18 protein-coding genes are annotated in these 18,147 nt (G+C 57.2%); 8 read left to right on the forward strand and 10 right to left on the reverse strand.

Annotation, left to right across the window (positions count from 1 at the left end):
* The first annotated feature begins 126 nt into the window (after positions 1 to 126).
* From kduD to EH164_RS12885, 3 genes are all read left to right on the forward strand, one after another.
* Positions 127 to 888 (forward strand): 2-dehydro-3-deoxy-D-gluconate 5-dehydrogenase KduD, encoded by a 762-nt coding sequence (kduD, locus tag EH164_RS12875; RefSeq protein ID WP_124968495.1) that lies wholly within the window; start codon positions 127 to 129, stop codon positions 886 to 888.
* 97 nt (positions 889 to 985) lie between these two features.
* Positions 986 to 1,576, forward strand: a complete 591-nt coding sequence (locus EH164_RS12880; RefSeq protein WP_124968496.1) for a metal-dependent hydrolase — start codon at positions 986 to 988, stop codon at positions 1,574 to 1,576.
* Positions 1,577 to 1,704: 128 nt separating this feature from the next.
* The gene (locus tag EH164_RS12885; RefSeq protein WP_023481542.1) at positions 1,705 to 3,096 is read left to right on the forward strand and encodes an L-cystine transporter; all 1,392 of its coding nucleotides are present in this window, start codon (positions 1,705 to 1,707) and stop codon (positions 3,094 to 3,096) included.
* 46 nt (positions 3,097 to 3,142) lie between these two features.
* Here EH164_RS12885 and cedA read toward each other — a convergent pair whose 3' ends face one another.
* Positions 3,143 to 3,382 carry a cell division activator CedA gene (cedA, locus tag EH164_RS12890; RefSeq protein ID WP_023481475.1) on the reverse strand — a complete coding sequence of 80 codons (240 nt, stop codon included), beginning with the start codon at positions 3,380 to 3,382 and terminating at the stop codon, positions 3,143 to 3,145.
* 209 nt (positions 3,383 to 3,591) lie between these two features.
* Between cedA and katE the strand changes: the two genes are divergently transcribed.
* Positions 3,592 to 5,850 carry a catalase HPII gene (katE, locus tag EH164_RS12895; protein ID WP_124968497.1) on the forward strand — a complete coding sequence of 753 codons (2,259 nt, stop codon included), beginning with the start codon at positions 3,592 to 3,594 and terminating at the stop codon, positions 5,848 to 5,850.
* Between the two features lie 57 nt (positions 5,851 to 5,907).
* Here the strand turns inward: katE and osmE are convergent, their stop codons facing one another.
* Entirely contained in the window at positions 5,908 to 6,276 is a 369-nt protein-coding gene (gene osmE, locus EH164_RS12900) for an osmotically-inducible lipoprotein OsmE (RefSeq protein ID WP_042716978.1), read from the reverse strand.
* Between the two features lie 252 nt (positions 6,277 to 6,528).
* Here osmE and nadE point away from each other — a divergent pair, with 252 nt between their 5' ends.
* On the forward strand, positions 6,529 to 7,359 hold the full coding sequence (gene nadE / locus EH164_RS12905; RefSeq protein ID WP_023481665.1) for an ammonia-dependent NAD(+) synthetase: 831 nt from the start codon (positions 6,529 to 6,531) through the stop codon (positions 7,357 to 7,359).
* 163 nt (positions 7,360 to 7,522) lie between these two features.
* Complete coding sequence (cho, locus tag EH164_RS12910) at positions 7,523 to 8,386, forward strand: excinuclease Cho (protein WP_124968498.1); 864 nt, start codon at positions 7,523 to 7,525, stop codon at positions 8,384 to 8,386.
* Here the strand turns inward: cho and ves are convergent.
* From ves to EH164_RS12945, 7 genes are all read right to left on the reverse strand, one after another.
* Positions 8,383 to 8,937, reverse strand: a complete 555-nt coding sequence (ves, locus tag EH164_RS12915) for an environmental stress-induced protein Ves (RefSeq protein ID WP_023481716.1) — start codon at positions 8,935 to 8,937, stop codon at positions 8,383 to 8,385. The genes cho and ves overlap by 4 nt on opposite strands.
* Before the next feature lie 308 nt (positions 8,938 to 9,245).
* On the reverse strand, positions 9,246 to 9,728 hold the full coding sequence (gene spy / locus EH164_RS12920; protein ID WP_124968499.1) for an ATP-independent periplasmic protein-refolding chaperone Spy: 483 nt from the start codon (positions 9,726 to 9,728) through the stop codon (positions 9,246 to 9,248).
* Between the two features lie 311 nt (positions 9,729 to 10,039).
* Positions 10,040 to 11,005, reverse strand: coding sequence for a succinylglutamate desuccinylase (astE, locus tag EH164_RS12925; RefSeq protein ID WP_124968500.1), 966 nt, complete (start codon positions 11,003 to 11,005; stop codon positions 10,040 to 10,042).
* An 11-nt stretch (positions 11,006 to 11,016) separates the two neighbouring features.
* Positions 11,017 to 12,342, reverse strand: coding sequence for an N-succinylarginine dihydrolase (astB, locus tag EH164_RS12930; protein ID WP_124968501.1), 1,326 nt, complete (start codon positions 12,340 to 12,342; stop codon positions 11,017 to 11,019).
* A complete protein-coding gene (gene astD, locus EH164_RS12935) occupies positions 12,339 to 13,817 on the reverse strand; it encodes a succinylglutamate-semialdehyde dehydrogenase (protein ID WP_124968502.1) in 1,479 nt (492 codons plus the stop codon). Before astD ends, astB begins: the two co-directional genes overlap by 4 nt.
* Positions 13,814 to 14,863 (reverse strand): arginine N-succinyltransferase, encoded by a 1,050-nt coding sequence (gene astA / locus EH164_RS12940; protein WP_124968503.1) that lies wholly within the window; start codon positions 14,861 to 14,863, stop codon positions 13,814 to 13,816. Before astA ends, astD begins: the two co-directional genes overlap by 4 nt.
* Positions 14,860 to 16,080, reverse strand: a complete 1,221-nt coding sequence (locus EH164_RS12945) for an aspartate aminotransferase family protein (RefSeq protein WP_124968504.1) — start codon at positions 16,078 to 16,080, stop codon at positions 14,860 to 14,862. The genes astA and EH164_RS12945 overlap by 4 nt, the downstream gene beginning before the upstream one ends.
* A 433-nt stretch (positions 16,081 to 16,513) precedes the next feature.
* Between EH164_RS12945 and xthA the strand changes: the two genes are divergently transcribed.
* Positions 16,514 to 17,320: an exodeoxyribonuclease III gene (xthA, locus tag EH164_RS12950; RefSeq protein ID WP_124968505.1), complete on the forward strand. Its 807-nt coding sequence runs from the start codon at positions 16,514 to 16,516 to the stop codon at positions 17,318 to 17,320.
* Complete coding sequence (locus EH164_RS12955) at positions 17,320 to 17,739, forward strand: pyrimidine (deoxy)nucleoside triphosphate diphosphatase (protein ID WP_124968506.1); 420 nt, start codon at positions 17,320 to 17,322, stop codon at positions 17,737 to 17,739. Before xthA ends, EH164_RS12955 begins: the two co-directional genes overlap by 1 nt.
* Here the strand turns inward: EH164_RS12955 and EH164_RS12960 are convergent.
* Positions 17,705 to 17,992 (reverse strand): DUF1496 domain-containing protein, encoded by a 288-nt coding sequence (locus tag EH164_RS12960; protein WP_023481322.1) that lies wholly within the window; start codon positions 17,990 to 17,992, stop codon positions 17,705 to 17,707. The genes EH164_RS12955 and EH164_RS12960 overlap by 35 nt on opposite strands.
* Between the last annotated feature and the right edge of the window lie 155 nt (positions 17,993 to 18,147).

Raw genomic sequence — 18,147 nt, forward strand, 5'->3', positions numbered from 1 at the left:
AAGCCGCTCCTGCATCACAAAAATATTGAAACATCATTTCATTTGTTTGTATTTTGCGCTCCCGCCTTCTATTCTGATCCGCAGGCATTGACGCCCGTCACGACATGACATCACGCCGGAGTAGATATGATACTGGATGCTTTTAAGCTAACGGGTAAGGTGGCTCTTGTAACCGGATGCGATACCGGTCTGGGCCAGGGAATGGCAACAGGGCTGGCGGAAGCGGGCTGCGATATTGTCGGTGTTAACCGGAAAATCCCCCATGAAACGGCACAACGCGTCGAGGCGCTTGGTCGGCGTTTTCATGCGATTCAGGCCGACCTGCGCGACCATCAGCAACTGACGTCGATTGTCGATGAAGCGGTAGCGAAGATGGGGCACCTCGATATTCTCATCAATAACGCCGGAACAATCCGCCGCTGCGACGCCATCGATTTCAGTGAAAAGGACTGGGATGAGGTGATGGATCTCAACCTCAAATCGCTCTTCTTCCTCTCGCAGGCTGTCGCCCGGCAATTTATCGCCCAGCGCAGCGGCGGCAAAATTATCAATATCGCCTCAATGCTTTCATATCAGGGCGGCATCCGCGTTCCCTCTTATACCGCCTCAAAAAGCGGCGTGATGGGACTGACGCGTCTGCTGGCAAACGAGTGGGCGAAGCACAATATCAACGTCAACGCGATTGCGCCCGGCTATATGGCGACCAACAACACCCAGCAACTGCGCGAAGATGCAGAACGCAATCAGGAGATCCTTGATCGCATTCCCGCGGGCCGCTGGGGTACGCCGGAGGATTTGCAGGGCGCGGCGGTTTTTCTCGCCTCTTCAGCGGCGGACTACATAAATGGTTACACGCTGGCGGTCGATGGCGGCTGGCTGGCGCGTTAAATTAGCAGGATTGTGACAAAGAGTTACACCGTCACCTCTTTCGCCTACTGTACAAACATCCTATACTGTATGCATCGACAGTTTAGCGAGTTTGATCATGACGGCGGAAGGACACCTGCTTTTCTCCATAGCCTGCGCGGTGTTTACCAAGAATGCCGAATTGACGCCCGTGCTTGCACAGGGCGACTGGTGGCATATTGTGCCTTCAGCCATTCTCACCTGCCTGCTGCCGGACATCGATCACCCGAAATCCTTCCTCGGCCAGCGGCTAAAGTGGATCTCAAAACCCGTTGCGCGCGCCTTTGGTCACCGCGGGTTCACCCATAGCCTGCTGGCGGTTTTTCTTGCGCTTACCCTCTTTGCCTTAAAAGTGCCTGACAGCTGGATCCTGCCGGCGGATGCGCTGCAGGGGATGGTGATCGGCTATCTCAGCCATATCGTTGCAGATATGCTCACACCCGCCGGTGTGCCGCTGCTGTGGCCCTGCCGCTGGCGCTTTCGCCTGCCGATCCTCGCGTCGCAAAAAGGTAATCAGATGGAGCGTGTACTCTGCATGGCGCTGCTCACCTATGCCGTATGGATGCCGCAAACCCTGCCCGAAAATGGTGCAATCCGCTGGTCATCTGAAGCGATAAATATCCTGCAAAGTGAGTTCAATCGCTTTATTGATCGCCAGTCTGCACGATAAATAGTCGATTTCGAACACTTCGCTATAAAGCATTCCATTTGGATATAAGCCGCCCCGGGCACTTCTGCTAACCTTGCGCCACAGGATGACCTCGATGTCATCAATATAATGAAATCAGGAGAACGGGGATGAATTTTCCATTAATCGCGAACGTTGTCGTGTTCGCAGCACTGCTGCTTTTGCTGGCGCAGGCGCGCCACAAACAGTGGAGCCTGGCAAAAAAAGTACTGGTTGGTCTCGGGCTTGGCGTGGCGTTCGGCCTCGCGCTGCAGGCCATTTACGGAGCCGATAATCCGGTGCTGAAAGAGTCTATTCAGTGGTTTAACGTCGTCGGTAACGGCTATGTGCAACTGCTGCAAATGATTGTGATGCCGCTGGTTTTCGCCTCGATCCTCAGCGCCGTTGCGCGCCTGCACAACGCGTCGCAGCTGGGCAAAATCAGTTTCCTTACCATCGGCACGCTGCTGTTTACCACCCTTATCGCCGCGCTGGTCGGTGTGCTGGTGACCAATCTGTTTGGTCTTACCGCTGAAGGACTGGTGCAGGGCAGCGCGGAAACCGCGCGTCTGAATGCCATTCAGAGCAACTACGTTGGAAAGCTGGCCGATCTGACCGTGCCGCAGCTGCTGCTGTCGTTTGTGCCGAAAAATCCGTTTGCCGATCTGACTGGCGCAAGCCCGACGTCGATCATCAGCATCGTTATCTTTGCCGCTTTCCTCGGCGTTGCCGCGCTGAAGCTGCTGAAAGATGATGCGCCGAAGGGCCAGCGCGTGCTGACCGCCATCGACACGCTGCAGAGCTGGGTGATGAAGCTGGTACGTCTGGTGATGCAGCTGACGCCGTACGGCGTGCTGGCGCTGATGACCAAAGTGGTTGCGGGCTCCAACATCCACGACATCATCAAGCTGGGCAGCTTTGTTATCGCCTCTTACCTCGGCCTCGGCATTATGTTCGTGGTACATGGCGTGCTGCTGGGCGTGAATGGCGTAAGCCCGCTGAAGTTCTTCCGTAAAGTATGGCCGGTGCTGACCTTTGCCTTTACCAGCCGCTCCAGCGCAGCCTCTATTCCGCTGAATGTGGAAGCGCAGACCCGTCGCCTTGGCGTACCGGAGTCGATCGCCAGCTTCTCCGCCTCCTTTGGTGCGACCATCGGCCAGAATGGCTGCGCCGGTCTCTACCCGGCAATGCTGGCGGTAATGGTAGCGCCGACAGTTGGCATCAACCCGCTGGATCCGATGTGGATTGCAACGCTGGTCGGCATCGTCACCATCAGCTCTGCCGGTGTGGCGGGCGTGGGCGGCGGTGCAACGTTCGCCGCGCTGATTGTGCTGCCGGCGCTTGGCCTGCCGGTTACGCTGGTTGCGCTGCTGATCTCCGTTGAACCGCTGATCGATATGGGCCGTACCGCGCTGAACGTCAGCGGCTCAATGACCGCCGGGACGCTGACCAGCCAGTGGCTGAAGCAGACGGATAAAACCATTCTCGATAGCGAAGAGCACGCAGAACTGGCACATCGCTAAGCTTCCCGCGTAAAAACAAAAACGCCTGCACACTGCAGGCGTTTTTTTATTCCTCTATCTCGCCTTCCTGGCGCATCTGCGTCGCCCAGCGCTGCGCCGCATCAGGCGTAGTGAAAGTCGGCGAGCGGCGAAAATGCTCGCCCATCAACACAAACGCGACATATTTAGCGCGCAGCCTCCAGACATCACGATAACCTTCGACCTTTGACGCATGGTCGGGTGGCGCCGGTTCGACGCGCGGGACATAGCTGATAATGACTCGATTCTGTTGACGAAGCGTTTTCATAAGCGATGCATTCACTAAAGACAAATTTCACACACACACGAAATCCAATGATAGCCGATTGTGACCCCGCGCGTCGCGCCCGGCGTGAGCTTCTGCGCGTTTTCCAGGCGCGGCCGGTAAACGGGCGCGGGCGGGACATTGTTCTATAGTTAGAAGGGTTAATGGCAACAACCTGCCTTTTTAGTCATGGAAAACAGGAGACGAATTCAATGTCGCAGCATGAGAAAGAGACGCAACCTTCCCGCGCCCCGGTTGATGATGAAAACGAAGCCCGCCCGGGACTGGACTCCCTCGCACCATCCGATAATTCCCACCGCCCTTCGCCAAAACCGACCGCACCCGGCGAAGAGCCCACCGCCCCAGGCAGCCTGAAATCACCCGATACCGCCAATGAGAAATTGAATGCGCTGGAGCCGTTCCGCAAGGGCGGCGAGAATGCCGCGCTAACCACTAACCAGGGCGTGCGCATCAGCGACGATCAGAACTCGTTGCGCGCAGGCTCACGCGGCCCGACGCTGCTGGAAGATTTTATTCTGCGCGAGAAGATCACCCATTTTGACCATGAGCGCATCCCTGAACGTATCGTGCATGCGCGCGGCTCGGCGGCGCACGGTTACTTCCAGCCCTACCGCAGCCTGCAAGATGTCACCAAAGCCGATTTCCTCTCCGACCCGGAGAAGATCACCCCGGTGTTTGTGCGCTTCTCAACGGTACAGGGTGGTGCCGGTTCAGCGGATACCGTGCGTGATATTCGCGGTTTCGCCACTAAGTTCTACACCGAAGAGGGTATCTTCGATCTGGTCGGCAATAACACGCCGATCTTCTTCTTGCAGGATGCGCACAAATTCCCCGACTTTGTCCATGCGGTGAAACCGGAGCCACACTGGGCTATTCCGCAGGGCCAGAGCGCGCACGACACCTTCTGGGATTATGTCTCCCTGCAACCGGAAACGCTGCATAATGTGATGTGGGCGATGTCCGACCGCGGCATTCCGCGCAGCTATCGCACCATGGAAGGGTTTGGTATCCATACCTTCCGCCTGATTAACGCTGAAGGAAAAGCGACCTTTGTGCGCTTCCACTGGAAACCGCTGGCGGGTAAAGCCTCGCTGGTGTGGGACGAGTCGCAGAAGCTGACCGGGCGCGATCCGGACTTCCACCGCCGTGAACTGTGGGAAGCGATTGAAGCGGGCGACTACCCGGAATATGAACTGGGGCTGCAACTGATCCCGGAAGAGGACGAATTCAAGTTTGATTTCGACCTGCTCGACCCGACCAAGCTGATCCCGGAAGCGCTGGTGCCGGTGCAGCGGGTCGGCAAAATGGTGCTCAATCGCAACCCGGATAACTTCTTTGCGGAAAACGAACAGGTTGCCTTCCATCCGGGCCATATTGTGCCAGGGCTGGATTTCACCAACGATCCGCTGTTGCAGGGGCGTCTCTTCTCCTATACCGATACGCAGATCAGCCGTCTCGGCGGACCAAACTTCCACGAGATTCCGATTAACCGCCCGACCTGCCCGTACCACAATTTCCAGCGTGACGGCATGCACCGGATGGATATCGACACCAATCCGGCCAACTATGAGCCGAACTCGATCAACGATAACTGGCCGCGCGAAACGCCGCCGGGGCCGAAACGCGGCGGGTTTGAGAGCTATCAGGAGCGTGTTGAAGGGCATAAAGTGCGCGAGCGCAGCCCCTCATTTGGTGAGTACTACGCCCATCCGCGCCTCTTCTGGCTGAGCCAGACGCCGTTTGAACAACGCCATATCGTCGATGCCTTCAGCTTTGAGTTAAGCAAAGTGGCGCGTCCCTATATCCGTGAGCGCGTGGTCGACTTGCTGGCGCATATTGATGTCAACCTGGCGCAGTCCGTTGCCGAAAACCTGGGTATTACCCTGACGGAAGAGCAGTGCAACATTACGCCGCCGCCTGCGGTAAATGGCGTGGAGAAAGATCCCTCCCTCAGCCTGTATGCCATTCCGGATGGCGATGTGAAGGGCCGTGTGGTCGCAGTGCTGCTGCATGACAATGTTCGCGCGCAGGATGTGCTGACTCTGTTGCAAGGGCTGAAGAATAAAGGCGTGCACGCCAAACTGCTCTACTCGCGCATGGGCGAAGTAATGGCTGATGATGGCTCCCGCCTGCCGGTGGCGGCAACGTTCGCCGGTTCGCCGTCGCTGACGGTGGATGGCGTCTTTGTGCCCGGCGGCGATATCAGCACGCTGCTGCAAAACGGCGATGCGAAATACTACCTACTGGAAGCCTATAAGCACCTCAAGACTATCGGTCTTGCCGGTGATGCCCGCCAGTTTAAAGGGGTGATCCACGTCAACCCGCAGGGTGAAGAGGGCATTATCGAAGGCGATATCGCCTCGACCGCGCTGGTGGAGGATTTTATCGAGCAGCTTTCAGCGCACCGTGTCTGGTCACGTATCAGCAAGATCGATAACGTGCCGGCATAAGGCATAAAAAAACCGGCCAGTTGGCCGGTTTTTTGTGTGCTCAGGCGAATCAAAAAATTACTGGAAAGGTTTTTTCTGCTGAGACTGCTGCTGCGGTGCCTGCGGGTCGGTGTCGTATTCAGAACAGGTCTGATAACCCGAGTTCAGCACGTGACCGGTTTCGTCCAGTGCAACGAAGTAGGTTTCAGTTTTGCCGTTACGCTGGCCCAGGATATAGGTCTGGCAGGTACCACGTGCGTGAACCATGCTCACTTCTGATGACGGACGGCCTGCAATCTGCATTACCTGCTGGCGGCTCATCCCTTTTTTCACATCTTTAACGACCGGCTGACTAACCTGATCTTTCGCGCGATCGTAAGCGGTACAACCTGCCAGCATAGTCAGTACTGCTGCGGCGCCCAGAATTCCTGCGATATTCTTATTCATATTCCATCCTCTTTAGTATCCGCTTCTGTATCAGCGTGTTAACTAAGCCTGGAATATAATATTGGAATTTTCAACTCAGGACAGAAAATGATATATCTTTCAGAAAAATCTAATAAAAGTGCGTAAACGACCTGAATCGGCGCAAATTACGGCACGTAAAACTGTGAACCTTGTCGTTTTCCCACGAAGGGGTTAGCTTTAATGAATAACAATTTGCAACCTGCACAGCAGGATTCAACAACGGAGGGGTTAATGGCTCTGCAACAAGAGATTATTCAGGCACTGGGCGTCAAGCCAACCATCAATGCCGAAGAAGAAGTTCGCCGCAGCGTGGATTTTCTGAAAACGTATCTGAAAACCTATCCCTTTATCAAATCACTGGTGCTCGGCATCAGCGGTGGCCAGGACTCGACGCTGGCGGGGAAAATCTCCCAGTTAGCCATCTCGGAACTGCGTGAAGAGAGCGGCGACAGCGAGTTACAGTTTATCGCCGTGCGTCTACCCTACGGCGCGCAGGCGGATGAGCAGGATTGCCAGGACGCAATTGCGTTTATCAAACCTGACCGCGTGTTGACCGTCAATATCAAAGCATCAGTGCTGGCAAGCGAGCAGGCGCTGCGCGATACCGGTATTGAGCTGAGCGACTTTGTGCGCGGGAATGAGAAAGCGCGCGAGCGTATGAAAGCGCAGTACAGCATCGCCGGGATGTGCAAAGGGATTGTTGTCGGAACTGACCACGCGGCTGAAGCGGTCACCGGCTTCTACACCAAGTATGGCGATGGCGGTACCGATATTAACCCGCTGTTCCGCCTGAATAAGCGTCAGGGCAAACAGCTGCTGGCGCACCTTGGCTGCCCGGAGCATCTCTATAAAAAAGCACCAACTGCCGATCTGGAAGATGACCGCCCTTCTCTACCCGATGAAGCCGCGCTCGGCGTAACCTACGAGAATATCGACGATTATCTGGAAGGCAAAACGCTGGATGAAGCAACCGCCCGCATTATTGAGGGCTGGTATGTGAAGACCGAGCACAAGCGCCGTCCGCCGATCACCATTTTCGATGATTTCTGGAAAAAACAGTAAATCGTGACGCCCGCTCAGGCCTACAGATCTGCTGTAGGCCTGCTAAGCGAAGCGGTGACTGCTCTCACCTTCCGCCCGCACTTACCAGATCTTTCCAAATGTTTCTTTTTTAACCTGAAGTAGCCTGCTATACTGTACAAGTAACCAGTATCAGGAGTTCCGTGTGGCAAGGCGTCAATCAGCCCCGCGTCTTTCATTTGAGGCGGCGGCAATCTATGAATACCCCGAACATCTGCGTCAGTGGCTTGAGGCGATGCCTAAGCACCCTGGCGTTTATATTTTTCATGGTGACAGCGAGGCGATGCCGCTTTATATCGGCAAAAGCGTCAATATTCGCAGCCGGGTGATGTCCCATTTCCGCACCCCGGATGAAGCTTCCATGCTGCGCCAGTCCCGGCGCGTTAGCTGGATCTGCACTGCCGGTGAGATTGGCGCGCTGCTGCTGGAAGCCAGGCTTATTAAAGAGCAGCAACCGCTGTTTAATAAACGCCTGCGCCGTAACCGCCAGCTCTGCTCACTGCGCGTGGAGGAAGGTAAGCCGCAGATGGTTTACGCCCGCGAAGTGGATTTCTCCTCTTCTCCCCATCTTTTTGGTCTGTTTGCCAACCGGCGCACGGCGCTGCAATCGCTGCAAGCCATCGCCGATGAGGAGAAGCTCTGTTACGGCTTGCTCGGGCTTGAGCCGCTCAGCCGTGGCCGTCCCTGTTTTCGCTCGGCGTTAAAGCGCTGCGCCGGTGCCTGCTGCGGAAAAGAGAGCATTGAAGAGCACAATAGCCGTTTTCTCGCCGCGATGGCGCGCATGCAGCTGGTGTGCTGGCCGTGGCAGGGGCCGATTGGGTTAAAAGAGAGCTTCGGTGAGATGACGCAGTATCACATCATCCATAACTGGCTCTGGCTGGGTTCGGTCAATACGCCAGGCGAGGCGGCAGCGTTGCTGCGCACCCCCGCCGGCTTCGATCACGATGGCTATAAAATTTTGTGTAAACCGCTGCTGTCGGGCGAGCATGAGATTGTAGAACTGGCTTAGTGCCCGGCCAGCCAGGTGATTTCGCTAAAGAGTAACTGCCCTTCGGCGCGGAGCAGCCGCAGGGTCTGCCTCCCCTCCTGCCAGCACGCGCCCTGATCGGCGGTGAGCAGTTTATCACCCAGCTGCCATGCACCGCTCAGCACGAACACCACCCCACCGCGCGAACCGAAGGTGGTGAAGGTGCGATCGGCGATGCGCACGTTCGCCTGACAGCGATCGCGGCGGGTCATAATATTAAAATCCATCGACATACGACCTTCGCAAAGCTCGGCCTTGACCGGCTGATCCCCTGCGAACGTAAAAGGCTGGTGGCGCTTCAGGGTATGGCGCACACTGCCGCCGTTGAGCGTCACTTCCCCGCCTTCTATCAGCGTGATCACGCGATCAACGCCGGGGAAAGGCGTAAATTCGCCGTTCCCGGCCAGCGAGGCAATGCTGGCGCGCCAGTTAAATTCGCGGGTAGCGGGCGGAAAGCAGCAAATCTCGCGCGTTTCGCCTGCGCCATTTCGCCAGAGATTGACCGGCATTTTGCGAATATCAAAGAATTCCATCATCACTCCTGAATAGCACAGCGATACGCTGCGCCGCTGCTTCTGAAACAGCGTGCATTCTTGTTCTTGTTCACATTGCTATAAACAGGTTATCGGCAGCCAGGCAGCGATGCCTTAGGCTACGACGTAACCAGAGATGTAAAAAAGTATAAACTTCAGATAAGTAGCAACTTCGGGCACACAGGAACAACGAGGATACCGCGCCGGTAGCGGCTGGCAAGAGGCAGGCGAGAAAAAACCGCCGGTTCTGCCCATCATGTGCTACTGGCGATGGGCAAAACCGGCGGTCTTAAGAAGGGTCGACTAAATTATTCAGCCGGTGCAGGAGGCATTTTATCGCCTGCGGCAGGACGTTCTGTCAGACGCTTCTCAAAATTGGCATTGAACTGTTTTTTCTGATCCGGCGTCAGAATGTTGTAAATCTTGTTCTGCGTTTCCATATGTTTGAGCATGTCGGCTTTGCGCTGCTCATCCATCTTATTGATTTGCGCTTCAGCTTTGGCTTTATCGAAGCTGTCGCTGGCGACAATCTCATGCATCGCGCGCAGTTCTTCCACTGGCGGACGCTTCATCTCTTCACGCTGGCTCTTCATGATGTCGCGGATTTGCGCTTTCTGCGCATCGGTCAGGTTAAGACCCTGGAACATCATCTCATGCGGCCCTTTTCCTTTGTGATGATGCATCATCGGTTTGGCATCAGCCGGTGCAGCCGGAGCATCATCAGCGTGCGCAAGGCTTGCAGCACCAAACGCCAGGGTAGAGGCAACAAACAGGGCAGTCAATTTACGCATAATATTCTTCCTTACTTCAGTTTTATATACGGCGGTTGCCGTGTTGACGCTAATCACTTTAGCGCTTCAAGCGTCAATTAATCAGAGCGATGGTAAAACAGTGAAAGTGTAAAAGTGAGATTTTAATCAAATATGAAGGAAATAAGGATAAACGGTGAAGAGTGGAAATAAAAATAAACAAGCCGCTGAAATATAAGTTTTTTATGGAGATAAGTAAAACCTGAGTATGCTATTTTTTTCAGCACTCAACAAGATAATTCCGTAATAAGTTCAGAGAGTAAAAAATAAGCCCTGCGGTGCAGGGCTTAACGCTACGCTATTTTTTCCAGCATTAATCCGGCGCGTAATCCAATTTCGACATTGGGGTTGGGAAATAGCACATACTCCTGCGGGTGCGTCACCAGATAGCGCTCGCCGCGATCCTCCGCCAGCAGCGTCCCCTCGCTGAACGGGGTAAAGTTCAGCGTCTCATTGTCCATATAGAGGGTAAACGCCTCACTGCGCCGGGTGAGTTGCTGCACCACCCGGTAACGCAGCGGAGGATGCTCGGTATCAGGCGCGGGTTCGCCGGCAAGCAGTGCCGCCAGCGCCCAGGCGGTGCGCTGAAACTGGCTGAGATCGTTGGCACCAAAGGGCAGCGCTTTGCCCAGCTCCAGCGTGCAGGCGAGCGCGTCGAATGATTCACAGCTGAAGTGGGTAAAAGTTCCACCGGGTGCCTGGTGGAACACCAGCGCTTCAAGCCCGGCCGCGCCGAGCCACGTCAGGAAAGCTTCATCCCACGGCGTGGCGCGCTGCGGCAGAACGCCAAAGCGCACATGGTGCGAGCCGCGAATGGCGGTATGCAGATCGAGATGCCAGCGCGTCTCGTCGCCCTCGGAGAAAAAGTGCGTCACCGCGCGCTCAAGCTGCGCCGCGCGGATGGTTTCATCACTCGGCGGAAGCTGCTGCCAGCGCCCGCCGAACATGCGGTTGAGATCGCTTTTGATATAGCGCTTGCCCTGCGCCAGCGCCTGCGGATTGCCGAGAATAATCAGCAATCGCCAGCTCAGCGGCTGCTCACCGGAGAAGAGGTTGTGCAGCAGTTGATCGATAAGCTCCACTGGTGCCGTCTCATTACCGTGAATGGCGCAGGAGATCACCAGCGAACGCCCTACCGGCTGCGGCGGCACCAGCTCGAGGATCCCCTGCTCATGCCACAACCAGTGAATTCCGCCCGCTTCACCGGACATCTTGCGTGGAATATCGCCCGCAATGGTTGCTGCCAGAAAGTTCTCCATACCGCCTCCGCTTAACGCTGAAAAGGATAAACCGACCCGAGATCCAACAGTTGAGTGAGACGATCCAGCGCTTCACGCCCTTCGCGCAGCAGCTGCGGATCGGCCAGATCGGCCTGCGTAAGACGGTCGCGATAGTATTTGTCTACCCACGCATTAAGCGCGGCAAACAGCGTATCGTTCATCATCACCGCCGGGTTTACCGCCCGCTGTTCCACCTCGCTCAACACCACCCGCAAACGCAGACAGGCTGGCCCGCCGCCGTTCGCCATACTTTCGCGCAGATCGAAGACCTGAAGGGCGCTAATCGGGTTATCCTGCGCCAGCAGGTCATTGAGGTAACGCCAGACGCCTGCATGCTCCTGCGACTCCTGCGGTAACACCAGCGTCATGCGGCCATCATCATGGCTCAGTAATTGACTATTAAACAGGTAAGTTGCCACCGCGTCTGTGACCGATACCGCCTGTTGCGGCACTTCGATCGCCATAAAGCCCGGCACTTTTGCCGCAAGCGTAGCCAGCAGCTGAGGCTGCCCGGCAAACGCCTGCTCGTGGCAGAAGAGCAACTGGCGGTTGGAGACCGCAATCACATCATTATGGAATACGCCCAGATCGATAACCTCCGGGTTTTGCTGAGCATAGACCACCTGATGCGCGCGCACCTGGTTTGTGCGGGCCACCGCCTGGCTTGCCTCCAGCGTCTGGCGTGCCGGATAACGTCCGGGAGCCAGTTCATTGCCCTCTTCGCGGCCATAAACAAAGAGCTGCACGCCCGCATCGCCATACTCGCCGCCGAAACGGTTATGGTTGGCAGCGCCTTCATCGCCAAAACGCGCCACCTGCGGCAATGCGCCATGCACGCTGAAGGTGTGCGGATCGCGGAAAATTGCCCGCAGCAGCGCTTCAGTAGTCGGCGCTTCGATTGAGCGGTGGAACTTGTTGTTAAGGTTCGCCACCGTCAGGTGAACTTTGCCATCCTCAGCGTCCGCCGACGGGCAGACGGTGGCGGCATTCGCCACCCACATCGCCGAGGCCGAACTGGCAGCGGAGAGCAGTTCCGGCGCCTGTGTTGCCGCTTTTTCAACGACCTGCTCATCGCTGCCGCGAAAGCCTAACTGGCGTAACGCAGCAACGTTCGGCCGCTCGTGAGGCGGAATAACCGCCTGCGGAAAGCCGGCGTCCGCCAGCGCTTTCATCTTCAAAAGCCCCTGCTTCGCCGCCAGCTTCGGGTTGGAGCGCTGAAAACGGTGTTTGGTCGAGGCTTCATTACCAAAGGATAAGCCCGCGTAGTGGTGCGTCAGCCCGACCAGGCCATCAAAGTTTACTTCACGCGCGCTCATGGCTGCTCCTCACGCAAATGGCTAAGCCCCGGGCTGAGGCTCTGCGGCAGAGAGAGATCCTCCGTCTCAAGGCTCGCCATCGGCCAGGCGCAGTAATCCGCCGCATACCAGGCGCTGGCACGATGGTTGCCGGACGCGCCAACGCCGCCGAACGGCGCAGTGCTCGCCGCACCCGTTAACGGCTTGTTCCAGTTAACGATCCCGGCGCGCGCCTCCAGCAGCAGGCGATCGAACTTCTCCCGCTGCGGCGAAATCAGGCCGCAGGCCAGGCCATAACGCGTGTTGTTCGCAAGCGTAATCGCATCGTCGAAGTCGTCATAGCGCCAGACGCAGAGCAGCGGGCCAAACACCTCTTCATCAGGCACGTTGCCCACCGCGGTCATCTCAATAATGCCCGGCGTCAGCAGAGAGGTGCCCGCCGCCAGCAGACGCGGAGCCAGTAACGTTTTGCCGCCGCGCGCTTCATGCTCCTGCCAGGCGTGATAGACCTGCTCCGCCGCCTGGGGTGAGATCAGCCCGCCGAAAAAGGGCTGCGGCTCGGCGTCCCAGGCAGCCGGTATCAGCTTGCTGGCAACCTCCACCAGCCTTTTCAGGAAGGCGTCGCCCGCTGCCGAGCGTTTCACCAGCAGCCGCCGCGCGCAGGTGCAGCGCTGACCAGCGGTCACAAAGGCGGACTGGATCGCCAGATGCACCGCGGCATCAATATCGTCCGGATCTTCAACAATCAACGGGTTATTGCCGCCCATCTCCAGCGCGAGGATCTTCTCCGGCTGACCCGCCAGTTGGCGATGCAGCTGATAGCCAGTGTTAGCACTGCCGGTAAACAACAGCCCGTCCAGCCCCGGTAGCGCGCTCAGCGCCTGGCCGGTCTCACGCCCGCCCTGCAACAAGTTGAGCACACCAGCCGGTAAGCCCGCCTGCTGCCACAGTTTCACCACCGCCTCGCCGATCCACGGCGTCAGCTCGCTCGGTTTAAACAGCAGCGTATTGCCCGCCAGCAGTGCCGGGATAATATGCCCGTTGGGTAAGTGACCGGGGAAGTTATAGGGGCCAAATACCGCCAGCACGCCGTGCGGGCGATGACGCAGGGTTGCTGCACCGTCCGCCATCTCCGTCTGCTGCTCGCCGGTGCGCGTGTGATACGCCTTCACCGAGATCGCCGCTTTGTTGATCATCGCAGTGATTTCGGTGGCGGCTTCCCAGCGCGGTTTGCCGGTTTCGCGGGCGATGATCGTTGTCAGCTCTTCTTTATTACTCTCCAGCAGCGCGGCAAATTTCTCCACGATCGCCTGGCGGGCGCTGAAGGGCTGGCGCGCCCAGGCGGGGAAAGCGGCGCGCGCGGCCTGGTAAGCCGCCTCGACCTGGACGCTATCCGCATCAAAGCCCTGCCACAGCACCTCATGATTCACCGGGTTGGTTTTCTCCCGCCGTGCGCCCTGGCCCTTTATCCACTCACCGTTGATCCATAAACTCATTGCGCTCTCTCCTCACCACTCTTCTCTTCCGCACACAGGCGCACCAGCCGGACGCTATCGCCGGGCTGACACTTCAGCGCATCCATTTCGCCCGCCGACAGCAGCAGCCGTTCGGTCTGCGGGTCGACGTTGATCAGCATCGCGCGAAAATCGTCATAGCGCTCATTCGACACCATGCAGGCTGGCCACTCGCCCGGCGCACGCTGCCCTTCGCCAATTGCCACCAGCCGGCTTTTGCGGATCGCCCGCACGCGGTCGATATCGCACTCCAGCGTCGGCCCACCATCAAAAATGTCGACATAGTTACGGTAGCGGAACCCCTCTTTCTCCAGCACAGCTCGCGCAGGCGCGGTCTGCGGATGAACGTGACCGATCACCGACTGCGCCTCTTCTGAGAGGAAGTGGGTATAGATCGGATGTTTCGGCATCAGCTCGGCAATAAAAGCTTTCTGCCCGGTGCCGCAGAGATAATCCGCGCGGCTAAACTCCATCGAGAAGAAGCGCTTACCAACGCTCTCCCAGAAGGGGGAGTAACCATGCTCATCAATCATCCCGCGCATCTCGGCAACCACTTTCTCATTGAAGCGATCGCGAAACGCCGCCATAAACATAAAGCGCGATTTCGACAGCAGGTAGCCGTTGCCCGCTTTGCGCCAAGCGGGGTCGAGAAACAGCGTGCAGAGCTCGCTACTGCCGGTGTGATCGTTACTGAGGAACAGCGTTGGCAGCGCGTTGTAGACATTCAGCTCTTTCGAGGCGTGCACCTGGGTACCAACGCGGTAGTTGTACCAGGGATCATTTAGCCCGACGGCGACCTCAATGGCGCAGATGCCGCCCACGTCGCCGCTCTGCGTATCTTCCAGCACAAAAACATAGCCCTGCTCACCCTTCGGCAGCGTGCCTTGCCAGGTCTGGCGGGCGCGCTCAATACGCGCCGCCAGGGTTGCCTCATCGGCGGGCAGCGAGGTTAAACCGCCGCCGGTTTTGCCAGCGAGTTTCATCAGGGCTGCGAGATCGCTTGCCGCGACCGGACGAATCACCATCATGTTGTGCTCTCCGAGAGGAATTTTTCACAGGCGCGGGCGAAGCGCTCAAGGCCGATGCGCACCTCCTCTTCGCTGATGTTCAGCGCCGGGGCGAAACGCAGCACGTTGCCACCGGCAATCAGCACCATCACCCCTTCTGCTGCTGCCAGCTGGGAGATCTGCTTCGCTTTACCGCTAAAGGCGGGCACCAGCTGGCAGCCGATCAACAGCCCAAGGCCGCGAATATCGCTGAACAGCAGATGGCGGGCGTTGATGGCGTTAAGTTGTTCGGTAAACCACTCATGGCGCTGTTTGACGCCGTTGAGCATCTGCGGGGTGTTGACGGTATCAAGCAATGCGCCTGCCACCGCGCCCGCCAGCGGGTTACCGCCATAGGTGGTGCCGTGAGTGCCGACATTCATCACTTTGCCGAAGGTCTCAGTGGTGAGCATCGCGCCAATCGGGAAGCCACCGCCGAGCGCTTTCGCGGTGGTTAACACATCCGGCGTCACGCCATAGTGCATATAGGCATAGAGTTCCCCGGTGCGACCGACGCCGGTTTGTACCTCATCAAAAATCAGCAGCGCATTGTGGCGGGAGCAGATCTCGCGCAGCCCCTGTAAAAAGGCCGGATCGGCAGGCACTACGCCGCCCTCGCCCTGCATCGGCTCGACAATAACCGCGCAGGTGTCGTCGTTAATCATGGCGCTGGCAGAAGCGAGATCGTTAAAAGTGGCATGCTGGATCTGCGGCGGCAGCGGCGCGAAATCCTGCGAATAGGCGGGCTGACCACCGGCGCTAACGGTAAAGAGCGTGCGACCGTGGAAGGCATTTTTAAAGGCGACAATGCCGCTCTTCTGCGCGCCGAAGGTATCGTGGGCGTATTTACGCGCCAGTTTTAGCGCCGCTTCGTTGGCTTCCGCCCCGGAGTTACAAAAGAAGACGCGGTCGGCGAAGGTGGCATCAATCAGCCGTTTCGCCAGCCGTAGCGCTGGTTCGTTGGTGTAGCCATTGCCGGTATGCCAGAACTTCGCCGCCTGCTCGCTTAACGCTTTGCACAGCACCGGGTTAGCATGGCCCAGCGCGTTAACCGCAATGCCGCCAGCGAAGTCGATATACTCCGTGCCCTGCTGATCCCACAGACGTGAGCCCTCACCGCGAACCGGGATAAACGGCGCAGGCGCATAGACCGGCAGCATCCATTGATCGAAATTTTCACGCGTAACAGACAGAGACATAGCGACCTCACCGGTAAATAAATAGTTGAATAAATGTTAATAAAAATGACGTTTTCGCCCTTAATGTAGATTGCACGCTTCGTGCCAGCCAGAGGGAAAAATGCATAAAAGGGGTGCATTAACGTTATTTCAATAACTTACAACCGACCGCTATTCACTTATCATGCATAAAAAGTGAATAATTTTAGATATTGCGGCCAACCAGGGCGGGATTTAGCGATAGTTTATGCATTTATAAAATTTAATTCTGGAACTGTGACTGTCCTCGAAATTAATTCTGCCAGAACGCCCCATTTTGGCGCAGCGCGCCCTGAAAAGAGGCAGCTGGCCTGATTTTTGCGCAGGCGCGATGAGCTTCGGAATAAGTGGCAGTGATTGAAAGTAAACTCTGATAACATTCCTGCATCTTTCACTCCCTTAAGTGGCTGCGACTATGAAATTTGTCTCGTTCAATATCAACGGCCTGCGCGCCAGACCCCACCAGCTTCAGGCAATCGTCGAACAACACCAGCCCGATGTGATCGGCTTGCAGGAGACGAAAGTCCATGACGATATGTTCCCCCTCGAAGAGGTGGCGCGTCTGGGTTACAACGTCTTTTATCACGGCCAGAAGGGTCACTACGGCGTGGCGCTGCTGACCAAAGAGACGCCTGTAATGGTGCGTCGCGGCTTCCCGGACGACGACGAAGAGGCACAGCGCCGCATCATCATGGCGGAGATCCCCTCCCCGCTTGGCAACATCACCGTTATCAATGGCTACTTCCCGCAGGGTGAAAGCCGCGACCATCCGACCAAGTTCCCGGCAAAAGAGAAGTTCTACCAGGATTTGCAACACTTCCTCGAAAACGAACTGAAGCGCGAGAACCCGGTGCTGATTATGGGTGATATGAATATCAGCCCGACGGATCTGGATATCGGCATCGGGGAAGAGAGCCGTAAACGCTGGCTGCGTACCGGCAAATGCTCCTTCCTGCCGGAAGAGCGTGAGTGGATGGAACGCCTGAAAAACTGGGGGCTGGTGGATACCTACCGCGAAGCCAACCCGGACACCACGGATCGCTTCTCGTGGTTTGACTACCGCTCAAGAGGCTTTGATGACAACCGCGGGCTGCGTATCGATCTGCTGATGGCGAGCCAGCCGCTGGCAGAGCGCTGCATTGAGACCGGCATCGATTACGACATCCGCGGCATGGAAAAACCCTCTGACCATGCACCGGTCTGGGCGACCTTCAAACTCTGATGACGCAGACGCTAAAAAGCATCGACGTGGTCGCCGCCATCATTGAGCGCGACGGCCATATTCTGCTGGCGCAGCGCCCACCGCACGCGGATCAACCCGGGTTATGGGAGTTCGCGGGCGGCAAGGTGGAAGCGGGTGAAACACAGCCGCAGGCGCTGGTGCGCGAGCTGCGTGAGGAGTTGGGTATTGAGGCGGTTCCGGCGTGCTTTGTTGCCAGCCACCAGCGGGAAGTTTCCGGGCGGCTGATTACGCTTCACGCCTGGCACGTGCGCACCTTTGCAGGCGAGCCAACGCGCCATTATCACGCCCAGCTTGCATGGGTGACACCCGCCGAGGCGCTCAACTATGCGCTGGCTCCGGCGGATATCCCCCTGCTGGAGGCGTTCAGGGTTTTACGCGACGCCAGACCAGCGGATTAGTGGAGATCGTGCGTTCATCGCGCTGGCACTGCAACAGCACGCCTTCCATTTTAATGACCGACCCTTCGCTGTAATTCTGATTACCATAGACGCAGCACTGCATGCAGGGCTGTGTCGTTTGCGTCTGCCCGCCGCTGCTGAATACTTCAGCCGGGACATTCACTTCCACACCCGGCGACGGGTAGCGATCCGCGAGCGCGCTGCCCGATGCGACCAGCAACAACGCGGCGGCAACGCCTGTAAATCGGCTCATAGCCTCTCCTTTTTGATTGACTGCATTAATTACTATAACGGATCTATTCCCCGGGACTTTAGTTCCCCCCTTCATCGTTTTTCATTATGACCGTAAACAGGTTCTTAATTTCTCTGATGAGCGAGATTTTCCCTTGCGGCGTGGCGTAGCGCCGG

Source organism: Kosakonia sp. CCTCC M2018092, from assembly GCF_003864115.1.
GTDB classification, from domain to species: Bacteria; Pseudomonadota; Gammaproteobacteria; order Enterobacterales; family Enterobacteriaceae; genus Kosakonia; species Kosakonia cowanii.

What these genes read in the sequence shown, in the direction of transcription:
- ves (WP_023481716.1), bottom strand. Translation starts at nt 8,937, where the DNA reads ATGGAATTCTTTGATATTCGCAAAATGCCGGTCAATCTCTGGCGAAAT.
- EH164_RS12945 (WP_124968504.1), bottom strand. Translation starts at nt 16,080, where the DNA reads ATGTCTCTGTCTGTTACGCGTGAAAATTTCGATCAATGGATGCTGCCG.
- astE (WP_124968500.1), bottom strand. Translation starts at nt 11,005, where the DNA reads ATGGAGAACTTTCTGGCAGCAACCATTGCGGGCGATATTCCACGCAAG.
- astB (WP_124968501.1), bottom strand. Translation starts at nt 12,342, where the DNA reads ATGAGCGCGCGTGAAGTAAACTTTGATGGCCTGGTCGGGCTGACGCAC.
- astA (WP_124968503.1), bottom strand. Translation starts at nt 14,863, where the DNA reads ATGATGGTGATTCGTCCGGTCGCGGCAAGCGATCTCGCAGCCCTGATG.
- EH164_RS12960 (WP_023481322.1), bottom strand. Translation starts at nt 17,992, where the DNA reads ATGAGCCGATTTACAGGCGTTGCCGCCGCGTTGTTGCTGGTCGCATCG.
- xthA (WP_124968505.1), top strand. Translation starts at nt 16,514, where the DNA reads ATGAAATTTGTCTCGTTCAATATCAACGGCCTGCGCGCCAGACCCCAC.
- nadE (WP_023481665.1), top strand. Translation starts at nt 6,529, where the DNA reads ATGGCTCTGCAACAAGAGATTATTCAGGCACTGGGCGTCAAGCCAACC.
- astD (WP_124968502.1), bottom strand. Translation starts at nt 13,817, where the DNA reads ATGAGTTTATGGATCAACGGTGAGTGGATAAAGGGCCAGGGCGCACGG.
- cedA (WP_023481475.1), bottom strand. Translation starts at nt 3,382, where the DNA reads ATGAAAACGCTTCGTCAACAGAATCGAGTCATTATCAGCTATGTCCCG.
- osmE (WP_042716978.1), bottom strand. Translation starts at nt 6,276, where the DNA reads ATGAATAAGAATATCGCAGGAATTCTGGGCGCCGCAGCAGTACTGACT.
- EH164_RS12885 (WP_023481542.1), top strand. Translation starts at nt 1,705, where the DNA reads ATGAATTTTCCATTAATCGCGAACGTTGTCGTGTTCGCAGCACTGCTG.
- EH164_RS12880 (WP_124968496.1), top strand. Translation starts at nt 986, where the DNA reads ATGACGGCGGAAGGACACCTGCTTTTCTCCATAGCCTGCGCGGTGTTT.
- katE (WP_124968497.1), top strand. Translation starts at nt 3,592, where the DNA reads ATGTCGCAGCATGAGAAAGAGACGCAACCTTCCCGCGCCCCGGTTGAT.
- EH164_RS12955 (WP_124968506.1), top strand. Translation starts at nt 17,320, where the DNA reads ATGACGCAGACGCTAAAAAGCATCGACGTGGTCGCCGCCATCATTGAG.
- kduD (WP_124968495.1), top strand. Translation starts at nt 127, where the DNA reads ATGATACTGGATGCTTTTAAGCTAACGGGTAAGGTGGCTCTTGTAACC.
- spy (WP_124968499.1), bottom strand. Translation starts at nt 9,728, where the DNA reads ATGCGTAAATTGACTGCCCTGTTTGTTGCCTCTACCCTGGCGTTTGGT.